This is a genomic window from Armatimonadota bacterium, assembly GCA_031459765.1.
GTDB classification, from domain to species: domain Bacteria; phylum Sysuimicrobiota; class Sysuimicrobiia; order Sysuimicrobiales; family Kaftiobacteriaceae; genus Kaftiobacterium; species Kaftiobacterium secundum.
Map to the genome: position 1 here is coordinate 33,039 of JAVKHY010000014.1, position 25,064 is coordinate 58,102.

A 25,064-nucleotide genomic window follows, 5' to 3' on the forward strand; every position below is an offset into this window, starting at 1 on the left:
CATCCTCAGCCCCCCCGCCGGGAGACGGCCCAGGCCGCCGAGGGATCGAAGCTCAAGGCCACGGGCTGGCCGGGAGCGAAGGCGCGCGACGGATCGGCCTGCACCCGCAGGGTCAGCCCGCCCGGCCCCTCGATCCGGTAGTCGAAGAGATTGCCCAGGTAGACCCGCTCGCGTACCGTCCCCCGCAGCACATTGCGGTGCGCCTCGTCGAAGTGCAGGGCCTCGGGGCGCACACAGATCAGGACCTCGCCTCCATCCGCCTCGCCCGCGCAGGTGAAGGTCCCGGCCGCCGTGCGCACCACCAGGCGGCCGTCTTCCCGGCCGGCCACCGTTCCGGGGATGAAGTTGGACAGCCCGACGAACTCCGCCACCCAGGCGTTGCTGGGACGCCGGTAGATCTCCTCGGGCGGACCGACCTGCTGCAGGAGCCCGTCGCGCATGACCGCGATGCGGTCGGCCAGCACCATCGCCTCCGCCTGGTCGTGGGTGACGTAGACCGTGGTGATCCCCACGTCCCGCTGGAGCTGGCGGATGTAGAAGCGCATGTCCTCGCGCAGCTTGGCGTCCAGGTTGGCCAGGGGCTCGTCCAGCAGCAGCACGGCCGGGTTCGTCACGAGGGCCCGGGCCAGGGCCACACGCTGCTGCTGCCCGCCGGAGAGTTGATAGGGGTAGCGCCGCTCCAGCCCGCGGAGCTGCACGCGCTCCAGGATGGCGCCCACCCGCTGCCGGATGGCCCCCGGAGTCTCCCGCCGCATCTCCAGGCCGAAGGCCACGTTCTGCCAGACCGTCATGTGTGGGAACAGGGCGTAGCTCTGAAAGACGATGCCGATGTTGCGCCGTTCCGGGGGCAGCGGCGTGACGGAGCGCTCGCCGAAGAGGATCTCGCCGGCGTCGGGGGTCTCGAAGCCGCCGATCAGCCGGAGGGTGGTGGTCTTCCCGCACCCGGAGGGGCCCAGGAGGGTGATCAGCTCACCCTCCCGGATCTCCAGGTTGAGCGCGCGGACCGCGACGACGGCGCCGAACCGCTTCGTCAGCCCCCGCAGCGCGATCGCAGACATCGGGCTCCTACCGGCCGAGGATCACGCGGTTCCACTTGTTGATCATCTCTTCCCGCGCCCCGGCGTTGACCCAGTCCCAGTCCCACTTCATGATCTGCCGGATCTGGGCCTGGGTGTGCACCGGGATCTCCGTGGCCAGGCGGCCCGTGATGCGCACGGTGCGGTTGGCCGGCGTCCACCAGAACTGCCCGGACCACTTCTCCTGGACCGGACGGGAGAGGAAGTAGTTGATGAACCGGTAGGCCAGCTCCTTGTTCGTCGAGCCGGCCAGGATGTTGGTGTCCTGCTCGAACATGAAGACACCCTCCCGCGGGAACACCCACTCGATGGGGACGCCCTGGTTCTTCAGCCGCGACGCCGCCGGGGAGTCCAGGATGCCCACATGGACCTCGCCGCGGGTGAGCAGAATTTCCATATCCCCGGAGAAGTCGGTCTGGCGGAAGGGCCAGAGTTCCTTGATCTTGTTGATGGCGAAGTCGATGTCCCGGTCGTTGCCCCGGTAGATGCGGGAGACGAGCATGGTGAACATCGGGTTGGCGGAGTTGGCCACGCTGTAGAGGCCCAGGCGGCCCTTGTAGGCCGGATCCCACAGATCCTTCCAGGACTTGGGCACCTTGGTCACCAGGTCGGTCCGGTAGGCGATGCCCAGGGGGCCGACGAGCGTGATCACGCCGATGTCGTCCTTGATCCGCAGTTCGGGCCAGACGTCCTTGAGGTTGGGCACCTTGTCCACCGTGAGTGTCTCGAAGAAGCCTTCCTTGCGGATCGCGGAGACCCACGTGGTGTTGGCGATGATCACGTCGAAGGGCGGCGTCCCACGGCCCGCGGCGCGGATCTTCGCCACCCAGTCCCGCGAGAGCCCCACCGACAGCTCCACCTTCGCCCCCGTCTCGCTTTCGAACCCGGGGACGATCTCCCGGCGCATGAACTGCTCCCACGGGCCGCCGTAGCTGGTCACGACCAGGGTCCCCGCGCTCCCGCCCCGGGTCACCCCCGTGGCAAGCGTCGTCACCGCCAGCACCAGGACGAGCCCGACGAGCATCCGTCTCATGCTCCCCACCCCCTCCGCATCGGAGTGCCTGCCCCCACCAGTTGCTGCGCGATCCCTTCGGCCGCCCGCTTCAGCCGCCCCACCACCTCCGGCACCCTCGCCACCGGCAGACGGGACACCGGTCCGGCCACGGCCAGGGCGCCCATCAGCTGTCCGGCGCACACAATCGGCACCGCGATGCCCACCACGCCCGGCGACAGTTCGCCGGAGGAGTAGGCATAGCCGCGCCGCCGGATGCGCTGCAGCTCCATCCGCAGCAGCCGGGGATCGGTCGTCGTCCGCGGCGTCACCCGCGGGAGCGGCCCGTTCAGGATCTCGTCGATCTCCTCCGGCGGCAGGTGGGCCAGCAGCACCTTGTTCGAAGCACCGGCGTGCAACGGCCAGGGGGTGCCCACCGGATAGGTCAGCTTGAGGGGCGCACCGCTGGGCAGCGTGTCGATGACGACCGCGGAGCGGCCTTCCACGACCAGCAGGAAGGCGGACTCGCCGGTAGCCTCCACCAGCCGCCGCAGATAGGGCCGGGCCGCCGCGCGCAGGTCGATCCCGGCAAGGGCCACTTGGCCGAGCCGGGCCACGGCCAGGCTGAGGTGGTACGAGCGTTGCTGCCGGTCGTACACCAGCAGCCCGCCGGCTTCCAGCGAGCGCAGCACGCGGTAGGCGGTGCTGCGGGAGACGTTCAGATGCCGGGCGGCGCCGGAGAGGTCCAGCACCGGATCGTCCACGGTGAACCGGTGAAGCAGGGTCGCCGCCCGCTCCACCCCGCGGAGCACATCGCCTGGCTCGTGACGTCTCGGCCGCGCCATAGGGGTTGGGAAGTTTTCCCGCTATCCGGAAAACGTCTCCAGGATTAGTCCCGCAGGTTCGCGCGCCCCGGCGGGGAATCCTTCTCTCACCGTCATGTCCCGACTGGGCGCCGTGACCATCGGCCAGTCCCCGCGCACCGACATCGTTCCTGAACTTCGCACCGTCCTCGGCCCCGAGGTGGAGATCCTGGAAGCGGGAGCGCTGGACGGCCTGAGCGCCGAGGCGATCCGCGCCCTGGCTCCGGAGCACGGAGAGACCGTCCTGGTCAGCCGGCTGCGCGACGGCACTCCGGTGCGGCTGGCGCACGACCGCCTGCTTCCACTCCTGGAACGCCAAGTGGCGGAGCTCGCTCCCACGGTGGACGCGGTGCTCCTCCTCTGCACCGGCTCGTTCCATCCGTTTTCGGTCGGCCGGCCGGTCCTCTACCCCGAGCACCTGCTGCTGGCCTTCGCCCGGGCGGTCTTCCCCGGCCACATCGGCGTGATCACCCCCGATCACGCCCAGATTGAAGAACAACAGGAACGATGGGGCAAGGTCGCCCGGCAGGTCACCGTTGCCGCCTGCTCGCCCTACGCCGCCGCCTCCGAGCTGCCCTCGGTGGGAGTCCGACTGGCGGAAGCCGGCGCGGAGTGCATCGTGCTGGATTCTCTGGGATACAGTCTGGAGATGAAGCAGGAGGTGCGTCGAAGCGCCGGCCGCCCGGTCCTCCTGCCCCGCACGATCCTGGCGCGCGCCGCGGCCGAACTCCTCTGACCGGCGATGGTGCTGGGGGTGGCGCTGCGTGACGTCCTCCCCGGAGCCGCCGGCCCGCCGGCGTTGCCGGTCGGGGCGATGGTGGAGCTGGCCGCCCTGGCCGACCGGAACGGCTACCACAGCGTCTGGGTGCCGGAAGGCCGCGGCCGGGAGAGCTTCTCGCAGCTGGGCGCGATGGCGGCGGTCACGCAGCGTGTAGGGCTGGCGACGGGGATCCTGCCGGTCTTCTCGCGTCCACCGGCGCTGGCCGCCATGGCCCTGGCCACGCTCGACGACCTCTCCCGCGGACGGATGATCCTCGGCGTCGGCACGGGGCACCCCGCCGTCTCCGAACTCGGCTACGGGCAACGGTTCCACGCGCCGACGGAGGCGGTGCGCGAGTTCGTGGACATTGTCCGCCGGGCGATGCGCGGAGAGCGGGTCCGCTACGCGGGCCGGGTCTTCCAGGTGCAGGACTTCGCCCTGGAGACCGCGCCCCCGCGCGTGGTGCCGGTCTACGTCGCCGCCCTGCGGAGCCGGATGCTGCGGCTGGGCGGAGAGATCGGCGACGGAGTTTTGCTGAACTGGGTCCCTGTGGCCCGCGCCCGCCGGGCGGCCGCCGCCGTCCGCGACACGGCCCGGGCGGCGGGACGCGACCCGGCCCGCATCTCCGTGGCGTGCTTCGTGCGGGCGTGCGTGACCGACCGCCCCGCTCCCGCCCGGGATCTGCTGCGCCGCATCATCGCCACGTATGCCGCCCTGCCCTCCTACCGGGAGATGTGGTCGCGCGTCGGGTTTGCGGAGGAGATGCGCGCCGTGGCCGCGGCGCCGGAGCCGGAGGCCGCGCCGGGTGCCGTTTCCGAACGGATGGTGGACGCGCTGGGGTTGATCGGTCCCCCCGAGACCGTCCGCCGCGGACTCGAGGAGTTCCGCCGCGCAGGGGTCGACCTGCCCATCGTCTACCCTTTCTCCCCCGAGCCCGGCGACCGGCCGTACCGGGAAACCCTCGTCGCCCTCTCCCCCGCCGGGTAGGGCGCCGCCTCCGCGCCGGATGCGGCGTCCGACGCGGCGCGATCCTGGAGGTAATCGAGCCCCTGGAGCGGAATTTCCCCACCGGTCATTCCGGGAACGGTGTTCCGCTAAGAGAAACGGCTCCTTGGGCAGACAGACGGTCACGACGCGGCCCCTGCAGGCGGTCGACCGGGCGCTCCGCCTGATCGACCTGCTCGCCGACGGCAGCCCCCGTCTGGGTGTCAGCGACCTGGCCCGGAAGACGGGGTGGAGCAAGGCGGTGGTCTTTCGTCTGTTGCGCACCCTTGAGGCGCACGGGTACGTCCTGCAGGACGAGGCCCGGCGCTATCAGATGGGTACCAAGCCCCTCCAGCTCGCCGGGGCGGTCCTCCGCCGCCTCGGGCTTCCCCAGGTGGCGCGCCCGGCCATGCTCGCGCTCTCCGAGCGCACCGGGGAGTCCGTGGTGCTCACCGTCCCCACCCCCGGCGGCATCATCTGCCTGGATACCGTGGACAGCCCGCAGCAGCTGCGGGCGACGTTCCGGGTGGGACGCGTCATCCCCTGGCACGCCGGAGCGGCGGGCAAACTGCACCTTGCGTACCTGATGCCGAAGCGGGCGCGGGCCATCCTGGCCGGGAGACTGCCCCGCTACACGGAGAGAACGGTCACCGATCCCGCTCGGCTTAGGGAAGAGCTGCGCCGGATACGCCGGCAGGGATACGCCTTCACCGTCGGCGAGCTGGATCCCGGGGTCGCCGCCATCTCCGTCCCGGTCCTGGACTGGCGGGGGGAGATGGTGGCCGCGATCAGCCTCGGCGGCCCGGCGCCGCGGTTTGCGGAAGACCGCCTGCCGGGGCTGCTGAAGGAAGTCCGGCGGGCGGCGACCAGCATCTCCCGGCTCCTGGGCGGCCAGAGTCCCGCCCCGGCAGTCCGGCGGCGGTCCTCATGACATGAGGAGATTCCACAGGAGGGAGGGGAGGAGTGTGAAGCGGTTTGCCGGAGCGGTCTTGGTGGTGACGGCGCTGCTCGTTCTGCCGGCGCAGGTCCGGTCCCAGGCGCCGATCACCTTCACCTACATCGAGCAGCAGATCATCACGGCCAGCGATCCCGCCGCCGCGGTCGACGAGAGCAGCCTGATCGCGGCGATCAACCTCTACGACCCCCTGCTCTATCCCAATGTGGAGCAGGGGTCCATGGCCCCCCGGCCCCACGTGGCCGAATCCTGGACCATCTCGCCCGACGGCAAGATCTACACCTTCAAGATCCGTCGGGGCATCAAGTTCCACAGCGGCCGGGAACTGACCGCCGCCGACGTGGTCTTCTCCATGGATCGCGCCCTGCGCATGAAGAAGGGCTTCTCCTGGGTGTGGACGCCGGTCCTGGAACCCGGCCGGGTCCGGGCCATCGATCCCTACACCGTGCGCTTCGAGCTCAAGGACGCCTACGCGCCCTTCCTGGGATCCCTGTTGCTCTTCTTCATCCTGGACAAGGATCTGGTCATGAGCAACCTCCGCCCCGGGCCCTACGGCGAGTTCGGCGACTACGGGGTGGCCTTCCTGGAGCGCGCCGACGCCGGCTCCGGGCCCTACAGGATGGAGCGGTTCGACCGCGCCACCGAGATGGTGATGACGCGCTTCGACGCGTACTGGCGGGGGTGGAAGCCGAACCAGATCAGCCGGGTGTCCTTCAAGACCGTCACGGAGGAAGCCACGGTCAAGACGCTCCTGCTCTCCGGCCAGGCCGACATGGTGAACCAGTGGCTGACGGTGCAGGGCTTCCGCGAGCTGCGTCAGGCCAGCGGGATCGTGGTCAAAGAAGATCCCTCCGTCCAGCTCTTCCACCTGGAGATGAACACGAAGAAGCCGCCGCTGGACAACCTCAAGGTCCGGCAGGCCATCGCCTACGCCTTCGACTACGACACCGCCATCCAGCAGATCTTCGAAGGGGCGACCAAGGCCCGCGGGCCGGTCCCCGTGCGGGTGCCGGGCTGGAATCCCAACGTGCCGGTCTACTCGCGCAACACGACCAAGGCCAAACAGCTGCTGGCTGAGTCGGGGGTGCCCGCCAGCGCTCTGGCCGTGGAGTACGCCTACGTTGTCACCCTTCCCCTGGAGCGCCAGATCGGGCTGCTGCTGAAGAACAACCTGGAGGCCATCGGATTCAAGGTCGAGATCCGCGGCGAGCCGTGGGCGCGGATCGTCGAACTGGCCACCAAGGCGGAGACCACTCCGCACATCACGGCCATCTTCGACACGCTGAAATATCCCCATGTGGATAGCCACACCTACGGGATGTACCATCCGTCCTGCTGGGGGACGTTCCGCTGCATGAGCTTTTATGAGAATCCGAAGGTAACGCAGGTCCTGGAGGCCGCGCGGCGGGCGACGAAGCCGGAGGAGCAGATGCGGCTGTACCAGCAGGCCCAGGCCCTGATCGTGGCCGACGCTCCGAGCATCTACGTGGCGAACCCGCTGCACCGCATCGCCTTCCGGAACTACGTCAAGGGCTACCGCTACGTGGGCCTGCTGGGGTTTGACGTGGCGTACTACGACTTCACCATCGTCAGGTGAGCGGGGAGACGAGGTCACCGTAACGGTCGGGGAGGGTCCGGCGGCCCGGGCCGCCGGACCCTCCCGGCGGAGTCCGCGATGAGTTTCGGCACCTACCTGCTGCGGCGGCTGCTGCACATCGTCCCCGCCCTGGTGGGCCTGTCCATCCTCATCTTTGTCCTCTCCCGGGTGATCCCCGGAGATCCGGCGCGCCTGGCGCTCGGCCCGGACGCCACCGAAGAGCAGGTCCGGCAGCTGCGGGAGGAGATGGGGCTGGACCAGCCGCTGCTCACGCAGTATGTGCGGTACGTGGCGGGGCTCTTCCGGGGCGACTTCGGGTTCTCCCTGCGCACACGGCGCAACGTCGCCCAGGACATCCGCGAGTTCCTCCCGGCCACCGTCGAGTTGACCACCGTGGCCATGCTCTTCGCCGTGGCCGTGGGCCTGCCGCTGGGGGTCCTGGCCGCCGTGCACAAAGATCGCCCTGCGGATCACATCAGCCGGCTGCTGGCGCTGGCCGGGGTGGCCCTGCCGCGCTTCTGGCTGGCCATCCTCCTGCAGCTGTTGTTTGCCTACTACCTGGGCATCCTCCCCACCATCGGCCGCGGCCCGGTCCCCCCGGTCCGCATCACCGGCCTCTTCCTCCTGGACAGCCTGCTCACCCTGAACATCCCCGCCTTCCTCGTGGCCCTCAAGCACATCGCCCTGCCGGCGGTGGCGCTCTCCCTGGGATCCCTGGCGCAGATCACCCGGCTGGTGCGGGCCAACATGATCGAGGAGATGCGCCGGGATTACGCCCTGGCTGCGCGGTCTTACGGCCTGCCCGAGCGGGTGATCATCTTCAAGTACGTCCTGAAGAACGCGTTCTCATCGGCGCTGACGGTCATCGGCCTGTCCTATGGATTCCTGCTGGGGAACGCCTTCCTCGTGGAAACCGTCTTCGCCTGGCCGGGCCTGGCCTTTTACGGTGTGGACTCGCTGTTGTTCAAAGATCTCAACGCCGTGGTCGGGGTGACCATCGTGATCGGCGTCGCCTTCGCCGTGGTGAACCTCCTGGTGGACATCGCCTACGGCTACCTCGACCCGCGGATCCGGTACGAGGCCTGACCGCCATGGCCGCCGTCGCCGCGGGAACAGCGGAGCTGCGGGCCACCCGCCGGGAGGAGTGGCGGCGGGCCTGGCGTCGCTTTCGGGCCTCCACCCTCTCCCTGGTGGGATTGGCCATCATCGTGGCCATGGCCGGGGCCGCCGTGCTGGCGCCGGTGGTCGCCCCCCATCCGGAGCACGCCGGCGCCTTCGTGGACTTTGGCCGCACCTTCCGTCCTCCCAGCCGGGCGTATCCCTTCGGCACCGACGACGTGGGGCGCGACGTCCTGTCCCGCGTGATCTACGGCGCGCGGATCTCGCTCTCCATCGGCGTGGTCGTGCTGGCCATCGCCCTGGCCATCGGCGTCACCCTGGGCCTCATCGCCGGCTACTGGACGGGGTGGTGGAGCAGCCTGATCATGCGGGTGACCGACGTCTTCCTGGCCATCCCGTCCATCGTCCTGGCCCTGGCCGTGACCGCGGTGCTCAAGCCCAGCCTGACCAATGCCATGATCGCCATCGCCTTCACCTGGTGGCCGTGGTACACGCGCCTGGTCTACGGCGAGGTCCTCTCCGCCAAGCAGGAAGCCTACGTGGAGGCCAGCCGCTCGGTGGGGGCCAGCCCCTGGCGCGTGGCCTTCCGGGAGATCCTCCCCAACGTCTGGTCTCCGGTGATCGTCAAGCTCACCCTGGACATGGGGTTCGTCATCCTGGTGGAAACCGGCCTGAGCTTCCTGGGCCTCGGAGCCCAGCCGCCTACGCCGGCCTGGGGCACCATGATCGCCGAAGGCCGCATCTACATGCCCGGCAACTGGTGGCTGGCCACCTTCCCCGGGCTGGCCATCTTCCTCACCGTGCTGGGATTCAACCTCCTGGGCGACGGCCTGCGCGACGTCTTCGACGTACAGATCGAGCAGTGGCGGGGCGGGGCGTGAGGGCATGGAACCCCTGCTGTCCGTGACCGATCTCGTCATCCACTTCCACCTCTTCGAGGGACGGGCCCGGGTGATCAACGGCGTGGACCTGACCATCGGCCGGGGGGAGAGCGTGGCCCTGGTGGGCGAGACGGGGTGCGGCAAATCCATCACGGCGCGGGCCATCCTGGGGCTGCTTCCCGCCAACGCCGAAATCGTCTCCGGCCGCATCACCTTCGACGGCCGCGATCTCCTGAAGCTCAGCGCCGAGGAGCTGACCCAGATCCGGGGCCGACGGATCGCCATGATCTTCCAGGACCCCGCGACGGCGCTGAATCCCGTCTTCACCGTCGGGGAGCAGCTGCAGGATGTGCTCCGCTACCGGAACGGTGCCCGCGCCGGGCGGGAGCGGGCCGGACGGCGCGACCGGGAGACCGTGCGCGCCCGCTGCGTGGAGATGCTGCGGCTGGTGCGCCTCCCGGATCCGGAAGGGGCGATGGCCCGGTATCCCGCGGAGCTGTCGGGGGGAATGCGGCAGCGCGTGCTCATCGCCCTGGCGCTGCTCCAGCAGCCGGAGCTGGTCATCGCCGACGAGATCGGCACGGCGCTGGACGTCTCGATCCAGGACCAGATCCTGCAGGAACTGCGGGACCTGGTGCGCACCCGGGGGACCTCCATGCTCTACATCACCCACAACCTGGGGGTGGCGCGCCTGGTCTCGGACCGCATCTACGTGATGTACGCCGGCGAAATCGTCGAGAGCGCCCCCACGCCCCGTCTCTTCGCCGCGCAGCTCCACCCGTACGCGCAGGGGCTGCTGGCGGCGGTGCCCCGGCTGACGGGAACCATCGGCGAGGGGATCGAGGGACGGATCCCCGACTACGTCGCCCCGCCTCCGGCCTGCCGCTTTGAGCCGCGCTGCCCCTTCCGGATGGCGGTCTGCCGCGAGCTCCGGCCGCCGCTCGTGGAGGTGGAGCCGGGACGGCGGGTGGCCTGCCACCTGCACCCGGGGCCCCGAACGTGACCACCGACGTCTTACTCGAGGCCGAGGGGGTGAGCAAGACCTTTCCGCTCACCGTCGGGCTGCTGCGTCGCCGCATCGGGGAGGTCCGCGCCGTCGAAGACGTGACCCTGGCCATCCGGGCGGGAGAGACCCTGGCCCTGGTCGGCGAATCGGGATCGGGAAAGACCACGCTGGCCAAGGTGCTGATCCGCCTCCTGACCCCCACCTCGGGCCTGATTCGTTTCGAAGGCCGCGACCTCACCCGCCTCCCCGAACGGGCCCTGCAGTCGGTCCGCCGCCAGATGCAGATCGTCTTTCAGGATCCGGCCTCCTCCCTGAACCCGCGCCGGCGGGTGAAAGACATCGTCGCCGCCCCCCTGGAGGTCCACGGCATCGGCACCCCCCGCTCGCGGCTGCAGCGGGTGGGCGAACTTCTGGAACGGGTGGAGCTGCCGCCCCGGGACTTCATGTTCCGGTATCCCCACGCCCTCTCCGGCGGCCAGCGCCAGCGTGTGGCCATCGCCCGGGCCCTGGCCCTGGAGCCGAAGTTTGTGGTCCTGGACGAACCGACCTCGGCGCTGGACGTCTCGGTCCAGGCCAAGATCGTCGCCCTGTTGAAGCGCCTGCAGGGCGAGCTGTCCCTGACCTACCTGTTCATCTCCCACGATCTGAGCCTGGTGCGCAACGTGGCCGACACCATCGCCGTGATGTACCTCGGCAAGGTGGTGGAGATCGCCCAGACGGAGGAGCTGTTCCGGGCGCCGAGCCACCCCTACACGCGGGCGCTGCTCTCCACCATCCCCGTGGTCGACGACGCCGAGCGGGCGCTGGTGCCGGAGAAAATCACCCTCACCGGCGAGATCCCCAGCGCCGCCCGCATTCCGCCGGGCTGCGCCTTCCATCCCCGCTGTTACGCGCGGTTCGAGGAGTGCGACCGGGTCCGCCCCGAGCTGGTGGCCGTGGCGCCCCACCACCGCGTGCGCTGCATTCTCTACGATCCGGCCCACGGCGCGCGGGGACTGCCCCGGGCAGCCGTGCCCGCCGGCGAAAGGAGGAGTGACGGTTCCTGATGCCCTGGATCGATCAGGCGGCGATCCTGCCCGGCGTGCTGGAGATGCTCCGGGTGAACCTGGCCGTCCGGCCGCCTGAACGCGTTCTGGTCCTCACCGACACGCCGACCGCGGAGCAGTGGGAGCGGTTCGCCGCGGCGGAGATCGAGGTGATGCTCCGCCGCGCCTACCTCGCCCGCCTCATCGCCGACGCGGCGCGCGAACACTTCCCCGGGTGCACCGTGACCTTTGCCACCTACCCCTCCACGGGGCGCAACGCCGTGGAACCCCCCGCGGAGACGGCGGGGCGGATGCTGGAGGCCGACGTCATCCTGGCCATCACCTCCTTCTCCCTCAGCCACACCGACGCGCGGGAGGAAGCCTGCCGGCGCGGGGCCCGCGTGGCCAGCATGCCCCGGTTCCTTCCGGAGATGCTGTATCCGGGCGGACCGATGGCCGCCGACTACCAGCAGATCGCCGTCGGCACCGCCCGACTGGCGGCGCTGATCACCGCCGCCCGACGCGTCCGGATCACCACGCCCGCGGGGACGGCGATCAGTTTCAGCGTCGAGGGGCGGGAGGGCCGCCGCGACCACGGGCTGTACACCGAGCGCGGGGCGTGGGGCAACCTGCCCGCGGGCGAAGCCTACTGCGCGCTGTGCGAAGGCACGGCGGAAGGGGTCATCGTCGTCGAACCGGGATGGCACGCCAAGCTGACGGAGCCCATGACGCTCTCCTTCCGCGCAGGGGAAGTCATCGACATCCGCGGCGGCGGGGTGGTGGGCGCCGAGATCGCAGAGATCGTCGATCTGGCCCGGCGCGCCCCGCAGACCCGGCCGCGCCGCCTGCTCGGGGAACTGGGGATCGGCACCAATCCCAACGCCCGCCGGACCGACATCACGGTCGAAGCGGAGAAGATCAAAGGCACGGTGCATCTGGCCGTCGGGGACAACAGCCACATGGGGGGGACCAACGTCGCCGACTACCATCAGGACTTCGTCCTCCCGCACCCCGATCTCTGGCTTGACGAGGTACCCGTGATCGCCGCGGGCCGCTGGGTGCATCCCGACCTGGCCGGACTGTAGGGGACGCAGCGGCCCCGCACCGGAAGGAGGCGGAAGAGATGGAAATCTTGCTGGGGACGGAAGCTTTGAGAGACTACCTCTCCTTCGAGGTGGCCGCCGCGGCCCAGAAGCTGGTGCGCGACGTCATGCTCGTGCGGCCGGGCGAGCAGGTGGCCATCACCGCCGACACCAGCAGCGACGGGCGCGTGGTCGAGGCCACGGCGAAAGCGGCCTATGCGGCCGCAGCGGTCCCCGTGGTGCTCTGGTACCAGACCACCCTGGGCAGCGGCGTGGAGCCGCCGCGGCCCGTCGCCGCCGCCATCGCCGACTGCGACGTCTGGATCGAGTACGCCGTGGGCTATACGCTGTACTCCGCCGCCTTCCGGCGGGCCATGGACCGCGGCGCCCGGTACATCTGTCTCAGCGGGATGGACGCCGACATGCTCGTGCGCACGGTGGGCCGGGTGGACTACCGTGCCCTGGTGGCCATGGGGGAGCAACTGCGGGCGCTGGTGGCCGCCGCGCGCCAGGTGCACATCACCACGCCCGCGGGAACGGACATCACGGCGGACAACGGCGGACGGTTCGTCCGCCACTCCGGCAAGCTGGCGGACACCCCGGGGGAGCCCATCATGCTGGGGGGCCAGATCTCGTGGAGCCCGCTGGAGGAGAGCATCAACGGGCGGCTGGTCTTCGACGGCTGCATCTGGCCACCGGCCGAGATCGGCCTGGTCCGCTCCCCGGTGACGCTGACGATCGAAGCGGGCATCGTCCGGGAGATCGAGGGCGGGGCCGAGGCCCGCCTCTACAAACAGTGGCTGGCCGCGTTCAACGATCCCAACATGTACCGCGTGGCGCACTTCTCGCTGGGGTTCAACCCCGGGGTGAGGCGGCCCACCGGGCGTATCGTCGAGGACGAACGCCTCTTCGGCTGCCTGAACGTCGGCATCGGCACCCAGGGACCCCAGCTCAGGGCGGTGGGGTGGAAGGCGGCCGCCCACACCGACGGGGTGGCGCTGAACCCGACCATCCACCTCGACGGCGAACCGCTGGAGGTCGCGGGACGGTACGTGCACCCGGAGATCGTCGCCGCCTGCCGCGCGCTGGGCGTCCCCGGGTACTAGCCCGACGCGATGAGGCTGTCGGCCGACGATATCGAGCCGCTGGTGATCGGCGGATCCCTCCTGGGAGGCGGGGGCGGCGGCGATCCGGCGCTGGGCCGCCGGTTCGCGCGGATGGCGCTGGACCTGGGCACCCCGGAGATCATCCCGCTGGAGGCGCTGCCGACGGAGGCGACCGTGGTCACGGTGGCGCTCGTCGGCGCGCCGTCCGCGCCCGAGCAGCACGTGACTCCGGAGGACCTGGCCCGGGCCGTCCGCCTGCTGCAGGAGACCTTCGGCGTCCGGGCCGCCGCCCTCAACGGCAACGAGAACGGCGGGTTCGCCTCCGTCAACGGATGGGTGCAGTCGGCCGTCCTGGGGATTCCGCTGGTGGATGCGCCGTGCAACGGGCGGGCCCACCCCACCGCCCTGATGGGCGCCATGGGGCTGCACCGGGTGCCGGGCTACCTCTCCCGGCAGGCGGCGGTCGGCGGCGCCGGCGGACGCCGTCTCGAGGTGACGGTCGCCGGCTCGGTGGAGGGCGCGTCGGCTCTGGTGCGGCAGGCCGCGGTGCAGGCCGGCGGAGTCGTGGGGGTGGCGCGCAATCCCGTAGAGGCAGGCTATCTGGCCGCGCACGGCGCCCCGGGGGCGATCGCCATGGCGCGGCGCCTGGGCCAGGCCGTCCTCGAGGCGCTCCCGCAGGGAGGAGAAGCGGCCTGGTCCGCGGCGGCCGGAATCCTCGGCGGCACGGTCGTCGATGTCGGCCGGATCCTCCGCGTGAACCTGGCGATGGCCGGAGGATTCGACCGGGGCACCGTCATCGTCCGGACCTCCCGGACCTATGAACTGTCGGTGTGGAACGAGTACATGACGCTGGAGCGCGACGGCCGCCGGCTGGCGACCTTTCCGGACCTGATCGCCACCCTGGCCGAAAGCGGCCTGCCTCTGACCTCCGCGGAGCTGCGTGAGGGCATGACCGTAGCCCTCCTGACCGCTCCCCGAGAGCGCCTGCTCCTCGGCGCGGGCGTGCGGGACGCGGAGCTGCTCCGCGCGGCGGGCGAAGTGATCGGCAAAGATCTGAGTCGGCCCAACGGCTCGGGCGAATCGTAAGGAGGAGCGCAGTGTGGAAGCAGACGATCGAAGCCTATGAGCTCCTGGATGCGGCGACCGTCAACGGAGAGGCGGTCGCCGCGACGCTGCGGGCGCGGGGATTGGAGGTCCAGGTCCGGCACGTCGAGGGGGAGCGCGGGGCGACGGACGTCCTGCGGATCAGCGTCCCCGGGACGCGGGGACGGACGACCGGCGGCGACGCGCCGACGCTGGGCGTGATCGGGCAGTTGGGCGGCATCGGAGCCCGCCCCGCGCGGATCGGCCTCGTCTCCGACGCCGACGGGGCCATCACCGCCGTGGCCGTGGCCTTGAAACTGGCCGACATGCGGCGGGCCGGCGACCTCCTGCCCGGCGACGTGATCGTCACCACACACATCTGCCCGCAGGCGCCGACCCGCCCCCACCATCCCGTCCCCTTCATGGACTCACCTGTGGGGATCGACCGGCTGGTCCGGCTGGCCGTGGATCCGGCGATGGAAGCGATTCTCTCCATCGACACGACGCGGGGGAACCGGGTCGTCAACAGCCGCGGCATCGCCATTTCGCCCACCGTCAAGGAAGGCTATCTCCTGCGGGTCAGCGAGGACCTGCTGGACCTCCTGCAGGCGGTCACGGGACGTCTTCCCGTCGTCCTGCCGCTGACCACGCAGGACATCACCCCCTACGGCAACGACATCTTCCACCTCAACAGCATCGCGCAACCGGCGACGGTGACCACGGCGCCGGTCGTGGGCGTGGCGCTGACCACGGAGGTGGCGGTGCCCGGACCGGCGACGGGGGCCAGTCAGGCGGCGGACATCGAAGAGGCGGCCCGGTTCTGCATCGAGGTGGCCAAGGCCTACGGCGCGGGGAGTTGCCGGTTTTACGACCCCGAGGAGTTCCACCGGCTGCTCGCCCTCTATGGACCCATGAGCCGGCTCCAGGCGCCCCACCCCTGGCCGGGGGAGGCGGGCCCGCCACCGTGAAATTCCGATGGACATCCAGTCCATCGGCCTGGTGCCCCGTGTTGATTTCGTCGGGTTCGCGCCCGATTGACCCTTCCAGACGACGACCATAGAATCCCACCCGAAGGGAGGGCAGAGAAGATGCATCGCTGGCTCGTTCTCCTGACCGTGGTTACGCTGGCCGGTCTGGTGCTGTCGGGGACTTCGCCGCCGGCGGCGGCGCAGGCACCTACCACCCTCACCCAGGGGCTGGGGGAGGAACCTGAGAACATCGACCCCCAGCGAACCAACCGGTTCCACTCGCTGATCGTGCTCAGCTACATCGTCGAGCCGCTGTTTACCCTCGACAGAGAGTTCAAGGTCGTCCCGCTCCTGGCGCAGTCCTATACCTGGTCGCCGGACAGGAAAACGCTCCGCGTCGTCCTCAAGGACGGTATTACCTTCCACAACGGCGCTCCGCTCACCTCAGCCGACGTCAAGGCGACGTTCGAACGGTATATCACCGTGTCGCCCCTTTCCTCGTACGTACGACCGCGCAACGGGGGGATCGTCGGCATGGACACGCCGGATTCACGCACCATCATCTTTCGGTTCGGTCAGCCCAAGCCGCTGGCCATGATCTCGGACCTGGCCGACGCGCATACCGGCATTCTGCCGGCGTCCTTCATCGCCAGCACCCCCTCGGCCGACATCGGGATCCGGGCGCTGATCGGGACCGGTCCGTACATCTTCAAGGAATGGGTGCCGGGCGACCGGATCGTGCTTGAGCGGAATGACCGCTACCGCCACGGTCCGGTTTTTTCGCCCAACCGAGGGCCGGCCCACTTCCAGCGCATGGTGTTCAGAATCATTCCCGAAGACGCCACCATGACGGCGGAGGTGACGGCGGGCAACGTGGACATCACCTTCGACGTCACGCCCTCCGGCCTCCAGCAGCTGCGCGCCAATCCCAACGTGGTCGTGATGCAGGCGCCCACGTACAGTGTCCAATACCTCGTCCTGAACATGGAACGTTGGATGTTCCAGAACGCCAGGGTCCGGCAGGCCATCGCCCACAGCATCGACAAGGAGGCGATCGCCCGCGCGGCGTGGCTGGGCGTGGGGCGGCCGGTCGACGGTTTGATCAATGAGGCCACCATCGGCTACTGGCCCGGCGTCAAGCAGTACGCATACAAGTATGACGTGGCCCGGGCGAAGGCGCTGCTCGCCGAAGCCGGCTGGCGACCCGGGGCCGACGGGATCCTGCGGCGCGACGGCGACCGTTTCGAGGTCACGCTCATCACCTTCTCGAACATCGACCAGTGGCGCCGCGCCGGCGTCATCGTGCAGAGCCAGCTGAAGCAGGTGGGTATCGAGGTCAAGGTCGAGACCGCCGAGGTGGGCGCGACCTATGATCGCGCCCGAGCCGGGAACTTCGACATCGGGATCTTCCGCAACACCTGGTGGCTGGCGCAGCCCTACCTGACGTTCCTGACGCATTCGGTGAACATCCCCTCCAGCAACTTCTCGCGGTGGCCCAATCCCGAACTGGACAAGGCGCTGGACACGGCGAGCAACGCGCTGGACGACGGGGAACGCGAGCGGGCGCTGCAGCGGGCGCAGCGCATCATCGTGGAGTCCGCGGTCTGGGTGCCGCTCGTCTCCAACACCAACCTTCTCGCCGCCAAGAAATCGGTGGGAGGATTGGACGTGCTGGCTCAGCACCCGTGGTGGCCGGTGCACCTGCGAGCGCTGGCGCTGACGCGGAAGTAGGCGGGGGCGTACGGCCCTGAGCCGCTTCGTCTTCCAGCGGCTGCTGGCCCTCGTCCCCGTGGCGGTCGGGGTCACCCTGTTGGTGTTCAGCCTGCTCCACCTCACGGGTGACCCCATCCGTCTTCTCTACGGCCTGAACGTTCCGGAGGAGATCGTCCAGCAGCGGCGTGAGGAGCTCGGCCTGAACCGCCCGGTGCCGGTGCAGTACCTGCTGTGGCTGGGCCGGGCCGTCCGCGGCGATCTGGGCCAGTCCATCACCACGGGGGATCGTGTCGTGGCGATGATCGGGGCGCGCGTCGGTCCGACGCTCGAGCTCACAATCCTGGCGCTGCTGGTGACGCTGACCGTGAGTATCCCGGCGGGGATCGTCGCCGCGGTGCGGCGGGATACCTGGCTCGACGCCCTCTCCCGAATCGCGGCGCTGTTCTGGGTCTCCATGCCCATCTTCTGGTTGGGGCTCCTGTTCATCCTCGTCTTTGGCGTAAAGCTGGGCTGGCTGCCGATCTCCGGCCGGGCCGAGACGTTCTGGTCCCTCGACGGTCTCCGCACGCACCTCCTCCCCGTGCTGACCCTCGGCCTGCCGCCCGCCGCTCTGTTCACGCGGTTGACACGCTCCAGCATGCTGGAAGTGATCGGCGAGGAGTACATCCGCACCGCACGGAGCAAAGGGCTGGCGGAGAGGACGGTGATCGTGCGGCACGCCCTGCGCAACGCCCTGATCCCGCTGCTGACCCTCATCGGGCTGCGCCTGCCGTGGTTGTTCGGCGGCGCGGTGATCACCGAGACGGTCTTCGCCTGGCCCGGTATGGGCCGGCTCCTGGTCGATTCCGTCCTCAAGCGCGACTACCCGGTCGTGCAGGGGATCGTCATGGCCATGGCTGCTCTGGTAGTGGCCAGCAGCCTGCTCGTCGACCTGTTGTACGCCTATGTTGATCCCAGGATCCGTTACGATTGACCGCCCGGGCATCCGGCGGCAGCGCGCCGCGGCTCGCTGGTGGCTGCGACGACTGTGGCGGTCCCGTCCGATGCTCCTCGGGTTCATCCTGGTGCTGGCCGTGGCCCTGGTGGCGCTGCTGGCTGAGGCGATCGCGCCGCAGGATCCGACCCTGCTGAACATGGACGCCCTGCTCGCCCCGCCCGGGCCGAACCACCTCTTCGGCACCGACGAGCTCGGCCGCGACATCTTCAGTCGCGTCGTTCACGGCACACGCTACGCGCTGCTCATCGGTGTCGCGGTGGTCCTGATCGAAGCCCTGATCGGCATCGTGCTGGGCGCGACCGCCGCCTACTTCGGCGGCTGGGCCGATGCCGTGCTGATGCGTGTCGTGGACGTCATGCTCGCGGTGCCCACGCTGGTGCTGGCCCTGGCCATCGCCGGCGTGCTGGGCGGCGGGCTGGGCAACATGATCCTCGCCATCGGGGTCACGGGGTGGCGGGAGTTTGCCCGCCTGATCCGCGGCCAGGTGCTGGTGATCCGAACGGCGACGTACGTGGAAGCGGCCCGGGCGCTGGGCGCGGGAGATCTCCGCGTGCTGGCCCGGCACGTGCTGCCCAACGCGCTGGGCACGGCGATCGTCTACACCACGCTGGAGATGCCGGCGGCGCTGTTGTGGGCGGCCTCGCTGAGCTTCCTGGGGCTGGGCGCGCAACCGCCCACCCCGGAGTGGGGGGCCATGGTGGCCGAAGGGCGCGGCTTCATCGGGCAGGCCTGGTGGGTGTCCACGTTTCCGGGGCTGGCGATCATGATCACCGTTCTCGGCTTCAACTTCCTGGGGGACGGGCTGCGGGATCTGCTCGATCCCCGGACGGCGCGCGTCCTCTGAGGTGGGGACCATGGAGCCTTTGCTCGAGGCCATCGGGCAGCAGGAGGAGGACCTCGTCGGCCTCTGCCGCCGCCTGATCCAGATCCCCAGCGAGAACCCGCCCGGCGACGTGCGGGAGCTGGCGACCTTTGTCGCCGAGACCCTAACGGCGTGGGGGATCGCGCCGATCTGGCACGAGCCCGCACCCGGCCGGGCGAACATTGTCGCCTCGATCGGGCCGACCGACGGAAAAACCTTGATCCTCAACGGTCACCTGGACGTCGTACCGGCCGGGAAGCCCGGCCGATGGTCCCATCCGCCCTTCGCCGGGGATGTGTCCGGCGGCCTGCTCTACGGCCGGGGCGCTGTGGACATGAAAGGCGGCGTCGCCGCCCTGATGATTGCCTTCCGGGCCCTGGCCGCAACGGTGCTGCCCGGCCGAATCATCCTCGCCCTCACGGCGGATGAGGAAACCGGCGGTCGATGGGGGACGCGCTGGCTGGTTGAGCACGCCGGGCTGCACGGCGACGGAGCGCTCATCGCCGAGCCGTCGGGCCCCGGCATCGCCACAATCGGGCAGAAGGGCGTGTTGTGGCTGAAGGTGAAGAGCGTGGGCTCGGCGGCCCACGGCAGCCTGAGCCCCTACGCCGGCACAAATGCCATCCTCCGGCTGACCGACGCCCTGCCGGTCTTCACCGCGCTGGCCGGGCGTAGCGGCGATTTTCCCGATGCGCTCCGTCCCATCTTGCGGCGCTCCAAGACCCGGATGGCCGCCGCGGTTGGGGAGACCGCAATCCAGGCCCTGGACCACGTCACCGTCAACATCGGCACCATCCGGGGGGGTACCAAGGTCAACGTGGTCCCCGACGAGGCCGTGGCCGAGATCGACATCCGCGTGCCCCTCGGTTGCTCGGCCGGGGCGATCAGGGACGAGATCGAGGCCTCCCTCACCGCGCGGGGGCTGATCCTCGAAGAGTGTACCGTCTCCGAACCGAACTACACCGAGCCGGAGGCCGACGTGGCCAGAGCGCTGGCGCGAGCCGTGGAGGTGGTCGCCGGACAGCAACCGGAGTTCCTCCTGCAGTGGGCAACAAGCGACGCCAGGCACTTCCGCGCCGCCGGCATCCCCGTGGTGCAGTACGGTCCCTGGGGGCAGGGCATCCACGGCGACGACGAGGCCGTGTACATCGACCACCTGACGCATTGCGCCAAGGTCTACGCGATCCTGAGCCACACCTTCCTGGCGGTGCCTCCGAGGGACGCCCCGCCGGTCCGGCCCTGACGGCGAAACAACCGGGGCGCCGGACGCGTTAACCAACGTAATGGCTCGCGCCCCACGGATCACGCTCGGCGCCATAGTCCTCTTCCTGCTCGGTGTCGCGCTCTGGCTCCGTGCCGGGGTCCAGGCACAGCCCGCCCCGGCGCCCCGGCTGGCGCTGCGACCCGTGGTCACCGGACTGTCCGCGCCGGTCTATCTGACCCATGCCGGAGACCGCAGCGGCCGGCTGTTCGTCGTCGAGCAGGAGGGCCGCATCCGCGTCGTCCGTGACGGCCGACTGCTGGCGCGCCCCTACCTCGATATCCGCTCCAGAGTCGTCTCCGGCGGCGAGCTGGGGCTGCTCAGCGTGGCCTTCCACCCCCGCTTTGCGGACCACGGCCGCTTCTTCGTCAACTACACGACGAACCAGGGCGGCCGGCTGCGCACGGTAATCGCCGAGTACCGCGCCGCGCCGCCCGATGCGGATGTGGCGGGGGCCGCCGAACGCATCCTGCTGGAGATCGACCAGCCCTTCCGCAACCACAACGGCGGGCTGAACCTCTTCGGGCCGGACGGGATGCTGTATATCGGCATGGGCGACGGCGGCTCGGCGGGCGATCCCTACAACGCCGGCCAGCGGCTGGATACGTTGCTGGGCAAGTTGCTGCGCATCGACGTGGACGGCACAGCGCCCTACCGCATCCCGCCTGACAACCCCTTCGTCGCCCGCAACGGCGCGCGGGGGGAGATCTGGGCCTACGGGCTGCGCAACCCCTGGCGGTTCTCCTTCGATCGGGCGACCGGCCGGCTGTTCCTGGCCGACGTCGGCCAGCACCAGTGGGAAGAGATCGACCTCGTCGTGCGCGGCGGCAACTACGGGTGGAAGATCATGGAAGGCGCGCACTGCTACAGCCCGCCCGAGGGGTGCGACCGCACGGGCCTGCAGCTGCCCATCGCCGAGTACGACCACAGCCAGGGCTGTTCCGTCACCGGCGGATACGTCTACCGCGGCAGCCGCATCCCGGCCCTGGTCGGCCGCTACCTCTTCGGCGATTACTGCAGCGGGCGGATCTGGGCGCTGACCGAGGCCGGCGGGAACTGGGCGATGGCCGCCGTGCTCACCACAGACCTGCGCATCGCCTCCTTCGGTGAAGATCCCGCCGGCGAACTGTACGTGGTCGACCACGCCGGCACCGTCTACCTGATCACGGCACGATCACCGTAGGGGACCAGCCGGGTCACTCCCGGTGACGGAATGCAACCCTTGCCCGAACAGTGGGGCGGCCCTATCATCGAAGGGCACCCCCAAAGGAGACGACCATGCGGATCGAGCCGATCGACATCAAGAACGCATCCGAGGCGACCTCTGCCGCGCTGAACGCTTTCCGGAATGAGATCCGCGCCGAGCGTCTCCCCGACGACCCGCCCGTCCCCCTGGAGGAGGAGATTCGGCGGGTCCGAACCCTCCCGGATTTCGTCGACGTGCGCTACTGGGGCGGGTGGGAAGGCGGCGAGGTCATCGCCGAGGCATCTGTGACCATCCTGCGCACCGCCGAGAACCGGCACCTGGCCGAGTTCGAGATCGCGGTGCGGAAGACGCTGCGCCGGCGCGGCCTCGGAACCCGGATGCTTGCGCGCGTCGCCGACGCCGCGGAACGGGAGGGCCGCCGCCTGCTGGTCACCACCACCCGGAGCACCGTTCCGGACGGCGAGGCGTTCCTGCGGCGGATCGGCGCCCAGGTGGGACTGGAGGGTCACACCAATCAGCTGGATCTGCGCGACCTCGACCGGGATCTCCTGCGGCGCTGGCAGGCGCAGGCCACCGAGCGGGCCGCGGGGTTCGAGTTGCTCGTGTGGACCGGGGAAATTCCTGAAGAGCACCTCGAGGAGTTCGCTGCGGTGCTGCAGGCCATGAACCGGGCCCCGCGCGGAGCGCTCCAGATCCAGGACTACAACTTCACCCCGGAGCAGATCCGCGAATGGCACCGCGCGGCCCGCGAGCGCGGCGAGGAAGTGTGGACGATCGCGGCCCGGGAGAAGGCGACGGGACGGCTGGCCGGCTTCACCGAGACCGTCTGGCACCCCAACCGGCCCGAGCTCCTCCGGCAGGAGGCCACCGGCGTGCTTCCGGAGTTCCAGAACCGGGGCCTGGGCCGGTGGATGAAGGCGGCGATGCTGGAGAAGGTGCTGCGGGAACGGCCCCAGGTGACCAGGATCCGCACCGGGAACGCGGACAGCAACGCGCCGATGCTGAAGATCAACTACGAGTTGGGCTTCAAACCCTACATCTCCACCTCCGCCTGGCAGGTGGACCTGGCGCAGGTGCGGGCCTATCTGGACGGCGTCCGCGCCACCGTCTAGCCGCCCTTCCCTTCCTCGGGATGTCCCGTGCGGGCCAGGTAGTCCTCGACCAGCAGCAGCTGCGGGCCGGCCGTCTTGACCACGCTGAGCAGCTGGTCCATGCTGGACACTTCCTCCAGCTGCTCGTCCACGAACCACTGCAGGAAGTGATGCGTGATCCAGTTTCCCTCCTGGGCGGCCTGGTGGACCAGGGCGTAGATCTGCTTCGTCACATCCATCTCCCAGTCCAGGGAGAGCTGCACCGCCTCCTCCGCGCTGGCGAAGCGGTCCTTGGGCGCGGGGATGGCGGGAAGGACCACCCGGCCTCCGGCCTCCACGACATGGTGTACGAACTTCATGGCGTGCTCCCGCTCCTCCTCGGCCTGACGGTAGAAGTAGCGGGCGAGCTGGGGCAGGTTCTCCGCTCCGAAGTGCGCCGCGATGGCCACGTACTGCTGCGACGCGCCGAACTCCCGACCGATCTGCGCGTTGATGGCATCAACCAGCTTCTGAGAGATGAGCATGAGGCCTCCTCGTCTTTGACGTCTGTTCGCGCTGTCCTTCCATTATAGGGGTACAGGTGTGGGGGGCGCAGGCACAGGAGCGCCGGGCAGCCTTCCCCCGATGGCGAGCGGCCCATGGGATCAGGCAAGATGAACCGGCGGCGACCCGCGAACTATCGGAAGCATGGAGGTGCAGCGGACGAAGGCGATGTTCGCCGCGATCGCCCGGCGCTACGATCTGGCGAATTCGGTCCTCAGCGCCGGCCTCCACCACGCCTGGAAGCGCCGCGCCGTCGCCGCGGCCGGCCTGCGGCGCGGGGAGCGGGTGCTGGACGCCGGGGCGGGAACGGGGGATCTGGCCCGCCTGGCCGTCGCGCAGGGAGCGCAGGTGACCGCGGTGGACGTCTCGCTGGAGATGATGGCCGTAGCGCGGATGAAGCTCGGGGCCGAGGCCGGGTTGCGCTGCGTCGGCGGCGATATCGCGGACCTGCCGTTCCGGGGCGGCTCCTTCGACGCGGTGCTGACGGCGTTCACCCTCCGGCACCCGACGCGGCTCGACGAGGCCCTCAGGGAGCTGATGCGGGTCCTGATCCCCGGGGGCCGCCTGGTCATCCTCGAATTCGCCCGGCCGCTCCGCCCGTGGACCGCGGCGGCCTACCGGGTCTACGCCGCTCTCATTCCGGCGATCGGCGGCTGGCTGACTGGAGATGCGGATGCCTACACCTATCTGGTGGAATCCATCCGGCGGTTTCCCGCCCCGCCCGTTCTCGCCGGGATGTTGCGCGCCGTCGGTCTCCGGGACGTCGCCTATCAATACCTGACCGGAGGCATCGTCGCCATCTACACCGCGATCCGCCCGTGGTAAATCGATTCCGACTGCGGCCACCGATGAGAAGCGTGGGAACCGCCGTCGGCCTGCTCACTCTCGTGGGGTCGATCACCGCCGGCCCGTCATCGGCGCAGCACCCGCAGGACGTGGCCCAGTTCCGCGCCTACTGGGTGGACAGCTTCGGTCCGGGGCTGTACACCGAAGCCCAGATCGAGCAACTGGTCGCCGAGACCCGGGCCGCCAACCTCAACGCCATCGTCGCCCAGGTCACGCGCCGCGCCGACTGCCTGTGCAACCGTTCGATCATGCCCCGCACCGAGGCGGAGATCGACCCCTATCCCTTCGACCCGCTGCAGACGCTCATCGAGAAGGCCCACGCCGCCGGTATCGAGGTCCACGCTTGGCTGAACGCGGGAATCCTGTGGGCCGGTGATACTCCGCCGCGCGATCCGGACCACGTCTTCCACACCCACGGCCCGGCCGCCCCCGACGCGGAGAACTGGGTCTCCCGCCGCTATGACGGCGCGGTTCGGGGCGGCACCCTCTACTTCTTCGATCCGGGGCATCCCGCCGCCGCCGACTACATCGTGGAGATGTATCTCAGCATCCTCCGTACCTACGACGTGGACGGGATCAACCTGGACTTCATCCGCTATCCGGACTTCAACGCCGGGGAGAACGTTCCGTCCTGGGGCTACAACCCGGTGGCGCTGGCCCGCTTTCGGGCGCTCACCGGGCGGCGGGACGTTCCGGCACCCACGGATCCGGAGTGGATGGCCTGGCGGCGGGAGCAGATCACCGGGATCGTCCGCCGCATCTATCTCGAGGCCTATGCCGTCAAGCCGCTGGTGCGCATCAGCGCGGATACCGTCACGTACGGCACCATCTCCGGCGAGCCCGGGGCCTGGGCGCAGTCCCGCCCGTACCGCGAGGTGCTCCAGGACTGGCGCGGCTGGATGGAGGAAGGCATCCTGGACCTCAACATCCCCATGAACTATCGGCGCCACCAGATTCCACCGCCGGGGCAGCGCTCGATGTACGAGGAGTGGAACCGCTTCGCGACCGATCACCAGTACGCCCGGCAGGCGGCGATCGGCACAGCGCT

The 25,064-nt window shown here is 69.8% G+C and carries 24 protein-coding genes; 20 read left to right on the plus strand and 4 right to left on the minus strand.

Going from position 1 to position 25,064, the window contains the following annotated elements:
* Positions 1 to 5 precede the first annotated feature (5 nt).
* From QN141_12520 to QN141_12530, 3 genes are read right to left on the minus strand one after another with little or no spacing between them, the layout of a single operon-like run.
* Positions 6 to 1,058 carry an ABC transporter ATP-binding protein gene (locus tag QN141_12520; protein ID MDR7559300.1) on the minus strand — a complete coding sequence of 351 codons (1,053 nt, stop codon included), beginning with the start codon at positions 1,056 to 1,058 and terminating at the stop codon, positions 6 to 8.
* A gap of 7 nt (positions 1,059 to 1,065) precedes the next feature.
* Complete coding sequence (locus tag QN141_12525; protein ID MDR7559301.1) at positions 1,066 to 2,109, minus strand: ABC transporter substrate-binding protein; 1,044 nt, start codon at positions 2,107 to 2,109, stop codon at positions 1,066 to 1,068.
* Complete coding sequence (locus tag QN141_12530; GenBank protein ID MDR7559302.1) at positions 2,106 to 2,879, minus strand: IclR family transcriptional regulator; 774 nt, start codon at positions 2,877 to 2,879, stop codon at positions 2,106 to 2,108. The genes QN141_12525 and QN141_12530 overlap by 4 nt, the downstream gene beginning before the upstream one ends.
* A gap of 127 nt (positions 2,880 to 3,006) precedes the next feature.
* On the opposite strand from QN141_12530, the gene QN141_12535 reads away from it, so the two are divergent.
* The 18 genes from QN141_12535 to QN141_12620 all read left to right on the plus strand — a co-directional run bounded on the left by QN141_12535 (position 3,007) and on the right by QN141_12620 (position 22,648).
* Entirely contained in the window at positions 3,007 to 3,666 is a 660-nt protein-coding gene (locus QN141_12535) for an AroM family protein (GenBank protein ID MDR7559303.1), read from the plus strand.
* Between the two features lie 18 nt (positions 3,667 to 3,684).
* Complete coding sequence (locus tag QN141_12540) at positions 3,685 to 4,677, plus strand: LLM class flavin-dependent oxidoreductase (protein MDR7559304.1); 993 nt, start codon at positions 3,685 to 3,687, stop codon at positions 4,675 to 4,677.
* A gap of 124 nt (positions 4,678 to 4,801) precedes the next feature.
* On the plus strand, positions 4,802 to 5,605 hold the full coding sequence (locus QN141_12545) for an IclR family transcriptional regulator (protein ID MDR7559305.1): 804 nt from the start codon (positions 4,802 to 4,804) through the stop codon (positions 5,603 to 5,605).
* Between the two features lie 34 nt (positions 5,606 to 5,639).
* Positions 5,640 to 7,226, plus strand: a complete 1,587-nt coding sequence (locus QN141_12550) for an ABC transporter substrate-binding protein (protein ID MDR7559306.1) — start codon at positions 5,640 to 5,642, stop codon at positions 7,224 to 7,226.
* 78 nt (positions 7,227 to 7,304) lie between these two features.
* Positions 7,305 to 8,312, plus strand: coding sequence for an ABC transporter permease (locus tag QN141_12555; protein ID MDR7559307.1), 1,008 nt, complete (start codon positions 7,305 to 7,307; stop codon positions 8,310 to 8,312).
* 5 nt (positions 8,313 to 8,317) lie between these two features.
* Positions 8,318 to 9,226 carry an ABC transporter permease gene (locus QN141_12560; GenBank protein ID MDR7559308.1) on the plus strand — a complete coding sequence of 303 codons (909 nt, stop codon included), beginning with the start codon at positions 8,318 to 8,320 and terminating at the stop codon, positions 9,224 to 9,226.
* Between the two features lie 4 nt (positions 9,227 to 9,230).
* The gene (locus tag QN141_12565; protein ID MDR7559309.1) at positions 9,231 to 10,229 is read left to right on the plus strand and encodes an ABC transporter ATP-binding protein; all 999 of its coding nucleotides are present in this window, start codon (positions 9,231 to 9,233) and stop codon (positions 10,227 to 10,229) included.
* A complete protein-coding gene (locus QN141_12570) occupies positions 10,226 to 11,278 on the plus strand; it encodes an ABC transporter ATP-binding protein (protein ID MDR7559310.1) in 1,053 nt (350 codons plus the stop codon). The genes QN141_12565 and QN141_12570 overlap by 4 nt, the downstream gene beginning before the upstream one ends.
* Positions 11,278 to 12,342 carry a hypothetical protein gene (locus QN141_12575; GenBank protein ID MDR7559311.1) on the plus strand — a complete coding sequence of 355 codons (1,065 nt, stop codon included), beginning with the start codon at positions 11,278 to 11,280 and terminating at the stop codon, positions 12,340 to 12,342. Before QN141_12570 ends, QN141_12575 begins: the two co-directional genes overlap by 1 nt.
* A 38-nt stretch (positions 12,343 to 12,380) precedes the next feature.
* Positions 12,381 to 13,445, plus strand: coding sequence for a hypothetical protein (locus QN141_12580; protein MDR7559312.1), 1,065 nt, complete (start codon positions 12,381 to 12,383; stop codon positions 13,443 to 13,445).
* A gap of 9 nt (positions 13,446 to 13,454) precedes the next feature.
* Positions 13,455 to 14,531: a DUF917 family protein gene (locus QN141_12585; GenBank protein MDR7559313.1), complete on the plus strand. Its 1,077-nt coding sequence runs from the start codon at positions 13,455 to 13,457 to the stop codon at positions 14,529 to 14,531.
* Positions 14,532 to 14,542: 11 nt separating this feature from the next.
* Entirely contained in the window at positions 14,543 to 15,496 is a 954-nt protein-coding gene (locus QN141_12590) for a DUF1177 domain-containing protein (protein ID MDR7559314.1), read from the plus strand.
* Positions 15,497 to 15,616: 120 nt separating this feature from the next.
* Positions 15,617 to 17,227, plus strand: a complete 1,611-nt coding sequence (locus QN141_12595) for an ABC transporter substrate-binding protein (GenBank protein ID MDR7559315.1) — start codon at positions 15,617 to 15,619, stop codon at positions 17,225 to 17,227.
* Between the two features lie 16 nt (positions 17,228 to 17,243).
* On the plus strand, positions 17,244 to 18,182 hold the full coding sequence (locus QN141_12600) for an ABC transporter permease (GenBank protein MDR7559316.1): 939 nt from the start codon (positions 17,244 to 17,246) through the stop codon (positions 18,180 to 18,182).
* A 70-nt stretch (positions 18,183 to 18,252) separates the two neighbouring features.
* Positions 18,253 to 19,050, plus strand: a complete 798-nt coding sequence (locus tag QN141_12605; protein ID MDR7559317.1) for an ABC transporter permease — start codon at positions 18,253 to 18,255, stop codon at positions 19,048 to 19,050.
* A gap of 10 nt (positions 19,051 to 19,060) precedes the next feature.
* A complete protein-coding gene (locus tag QN141_12610) occupies positions 19,061 to 20,311 on the plus strand; it encodes an ArgE/DapE family deacylase (protein MDR7559318.1) in 1,251 nt (416 codons plus the stop codon).
* A 40-nt stretch (positions 20,312 to 20,351) separates the two neighbouring features.
* Positions 20,352 to 21,512, plus strand: coding sequence for a PQQ-dependent sugar dehydrogenase (locus QN141_12615; protein MDR7559319.1), 1,161 nt, complete (start codon positions 20,352 to 20,354; stop codon positions 21,510 to 21,512).
* Between the two features lie 95 nt (positions 21,513 to 21,607).
* Positions 21,608 to 22,648: a GNAT family N-acetyltransferase gene (locus tag QN141_12620; GenBank protein MDR7559320.1), complete on the plus strand. Its 1,041-nt coding sequence runs from the start codon at positions 21,608 to 21,610 to the stop codon at positions 22,646 to 22,648.
* On the opposite strand, the gene QN141_12625 is transcribed toward QN141_12620, so the two are convergent.
* A complete protein-coding gene (locus tag QN141_12625; GenBank protein MDR7559321.1) occupies positions 22,645 to 23,151 on the minus strand; it encodes a ferritin in 507 nt (168 codons plus the stop codon). The genes QN141_12620 and QN141_12625 overlap by 4 nt on opposite strands.
* Before the next feature lie 163 nt (positions 23,152 to 23,314).
* On the opposite strand from QN141_12625, the gene QN141_12630 reads away from it, so the two are divergent.
* Together QN141_12630 and QN141_12635 are read left to right on the plus strand one after the other, a co-directional pair.
* Complete coding sequence (locus QN141_12630) at positions 23,315 to 23,995, plus strand: ubiquinone/menaquinone biosynthesis methyltransferase (protein ID MDR7559322.1); 681 nt, start codon at positions 23,315 to 23,317, stop codon at positions 23,993 to 23,995.
* A gap of 23 nt (positions 23,996 to 24,018) precedes the next feature.
* Positions 24,019 to 25,064: family 10 glycosylhydrolase (locus tag QN141_12635; GenBank protein ID MDR7559323.1), on the plus strand; the 1,046-nt coding region annotated here is incomplete at its 3' end.

Coding starts and splice junctions, on each gene's coding strand:
- QN141_12520 (MDR7559300.1), bottom strand. CDS start 1,058: ATGTCTGCGATCGCGCTGCGGGGGCTGACGAAGCGGTTCGGCGCCGTC.
- QN141_12525 (MDR7559301.1), bottom strand. CDS start 2,109: ATGAGACGGATGCTCGTCGGGCTCGTCCTGGTGCTGGCGGTGACGACG.
- QN141_12535 (MDR7559303.1), top strand. CDS start 3,007: ATGTCCCGACTGGGCGCCGTGACCATCGGCCAGTCCCCGCGCACCGAC.
- QN141_12555 (MDR7559307.1), top strand. CDS start 7,305: ATGAGTTTCGGCACCTACCTGCTGCGGCGGCTGCTGCACATCGTCCCC.
- QN141_12560 (MDR7559308.1), top strand. CDS start 8,318: ATGGCCGCCGTCGCCGCGGGAACAGCGGAGCTGCGGGCCACCCGCCGG.
- QN141_12565 (MDR7559309.1), top strand. CDS start 9,231: ATGGAACCCCTGCTGTCCGTGACCGATCTCGTCATCCACTTCCACCTC.
- QN141_12575 (MDR7559311.1), top strand. CDS start 11,278: ATGCCCTGGATCGATCAGGCGGCGATCCTGCCCGGCGTGCTGGAGATG.
- QN141_12580 (MDR7559312.1), top strand. CDS start 12,381: ATGGAAATCTTGCTGGGGACGGAAGCTTTGAGAGACTACCTCTCCTTC.
- QN141_12585 (MDR7559313.1), top strand. CDS start 13,455: ATGAGGCTGTCGGCCGACGATATCGAGCCGCTGGTGATCGGCGGATCC.
- QN141_12595 (MDR7559315.1), top strand. CDS start 15,617: ATGCATCGCTGGCTCGTTCTCCTGACCGTGGTTACGCTGGCCGGTCTG.
- QN141_12605 (MDR7559317.1), top strand. CDS start 18,253: ATGCTCCTCGGGTTCATCCTGGTGCTGGCCGTGGCCCTGGTGGCGCTG.
- QN141_12610 (MDR7559318.1), top strand. CDS start 19,061: ATGGAGCCTTTGCTCGAGGCCATCGGGCAGCAGGAGGAGGACCTCGTC.
- QN141_12615 (MDR7559319.1), top strand. CDS start 20,352: ATGGCTCGCGCCCCACGGATCACGCTCGGCGCCATAGTCCTCTTCCTG.
- QN141_12620 (MDR7559320.1), top strand. CDS start 21,608: ATGCGGATCGAGCCGATCGACATCAAGAACGCATCCGAGGCGACCTCT.
- QN141_12625 (MDR7559321.1), bottom strand. CDS start 23,151: ATGCTCATCTCTCAGAAGCTGGTTGATGCCATCAACGCGCAGATCGGT.
- QN141_12630 (MDR7559322.1), top strand. CDS start 23,315: ATGGAGGTGCAGCGGACGAAGGCGATGTTCGCCGCGATCGCCCGGCGC.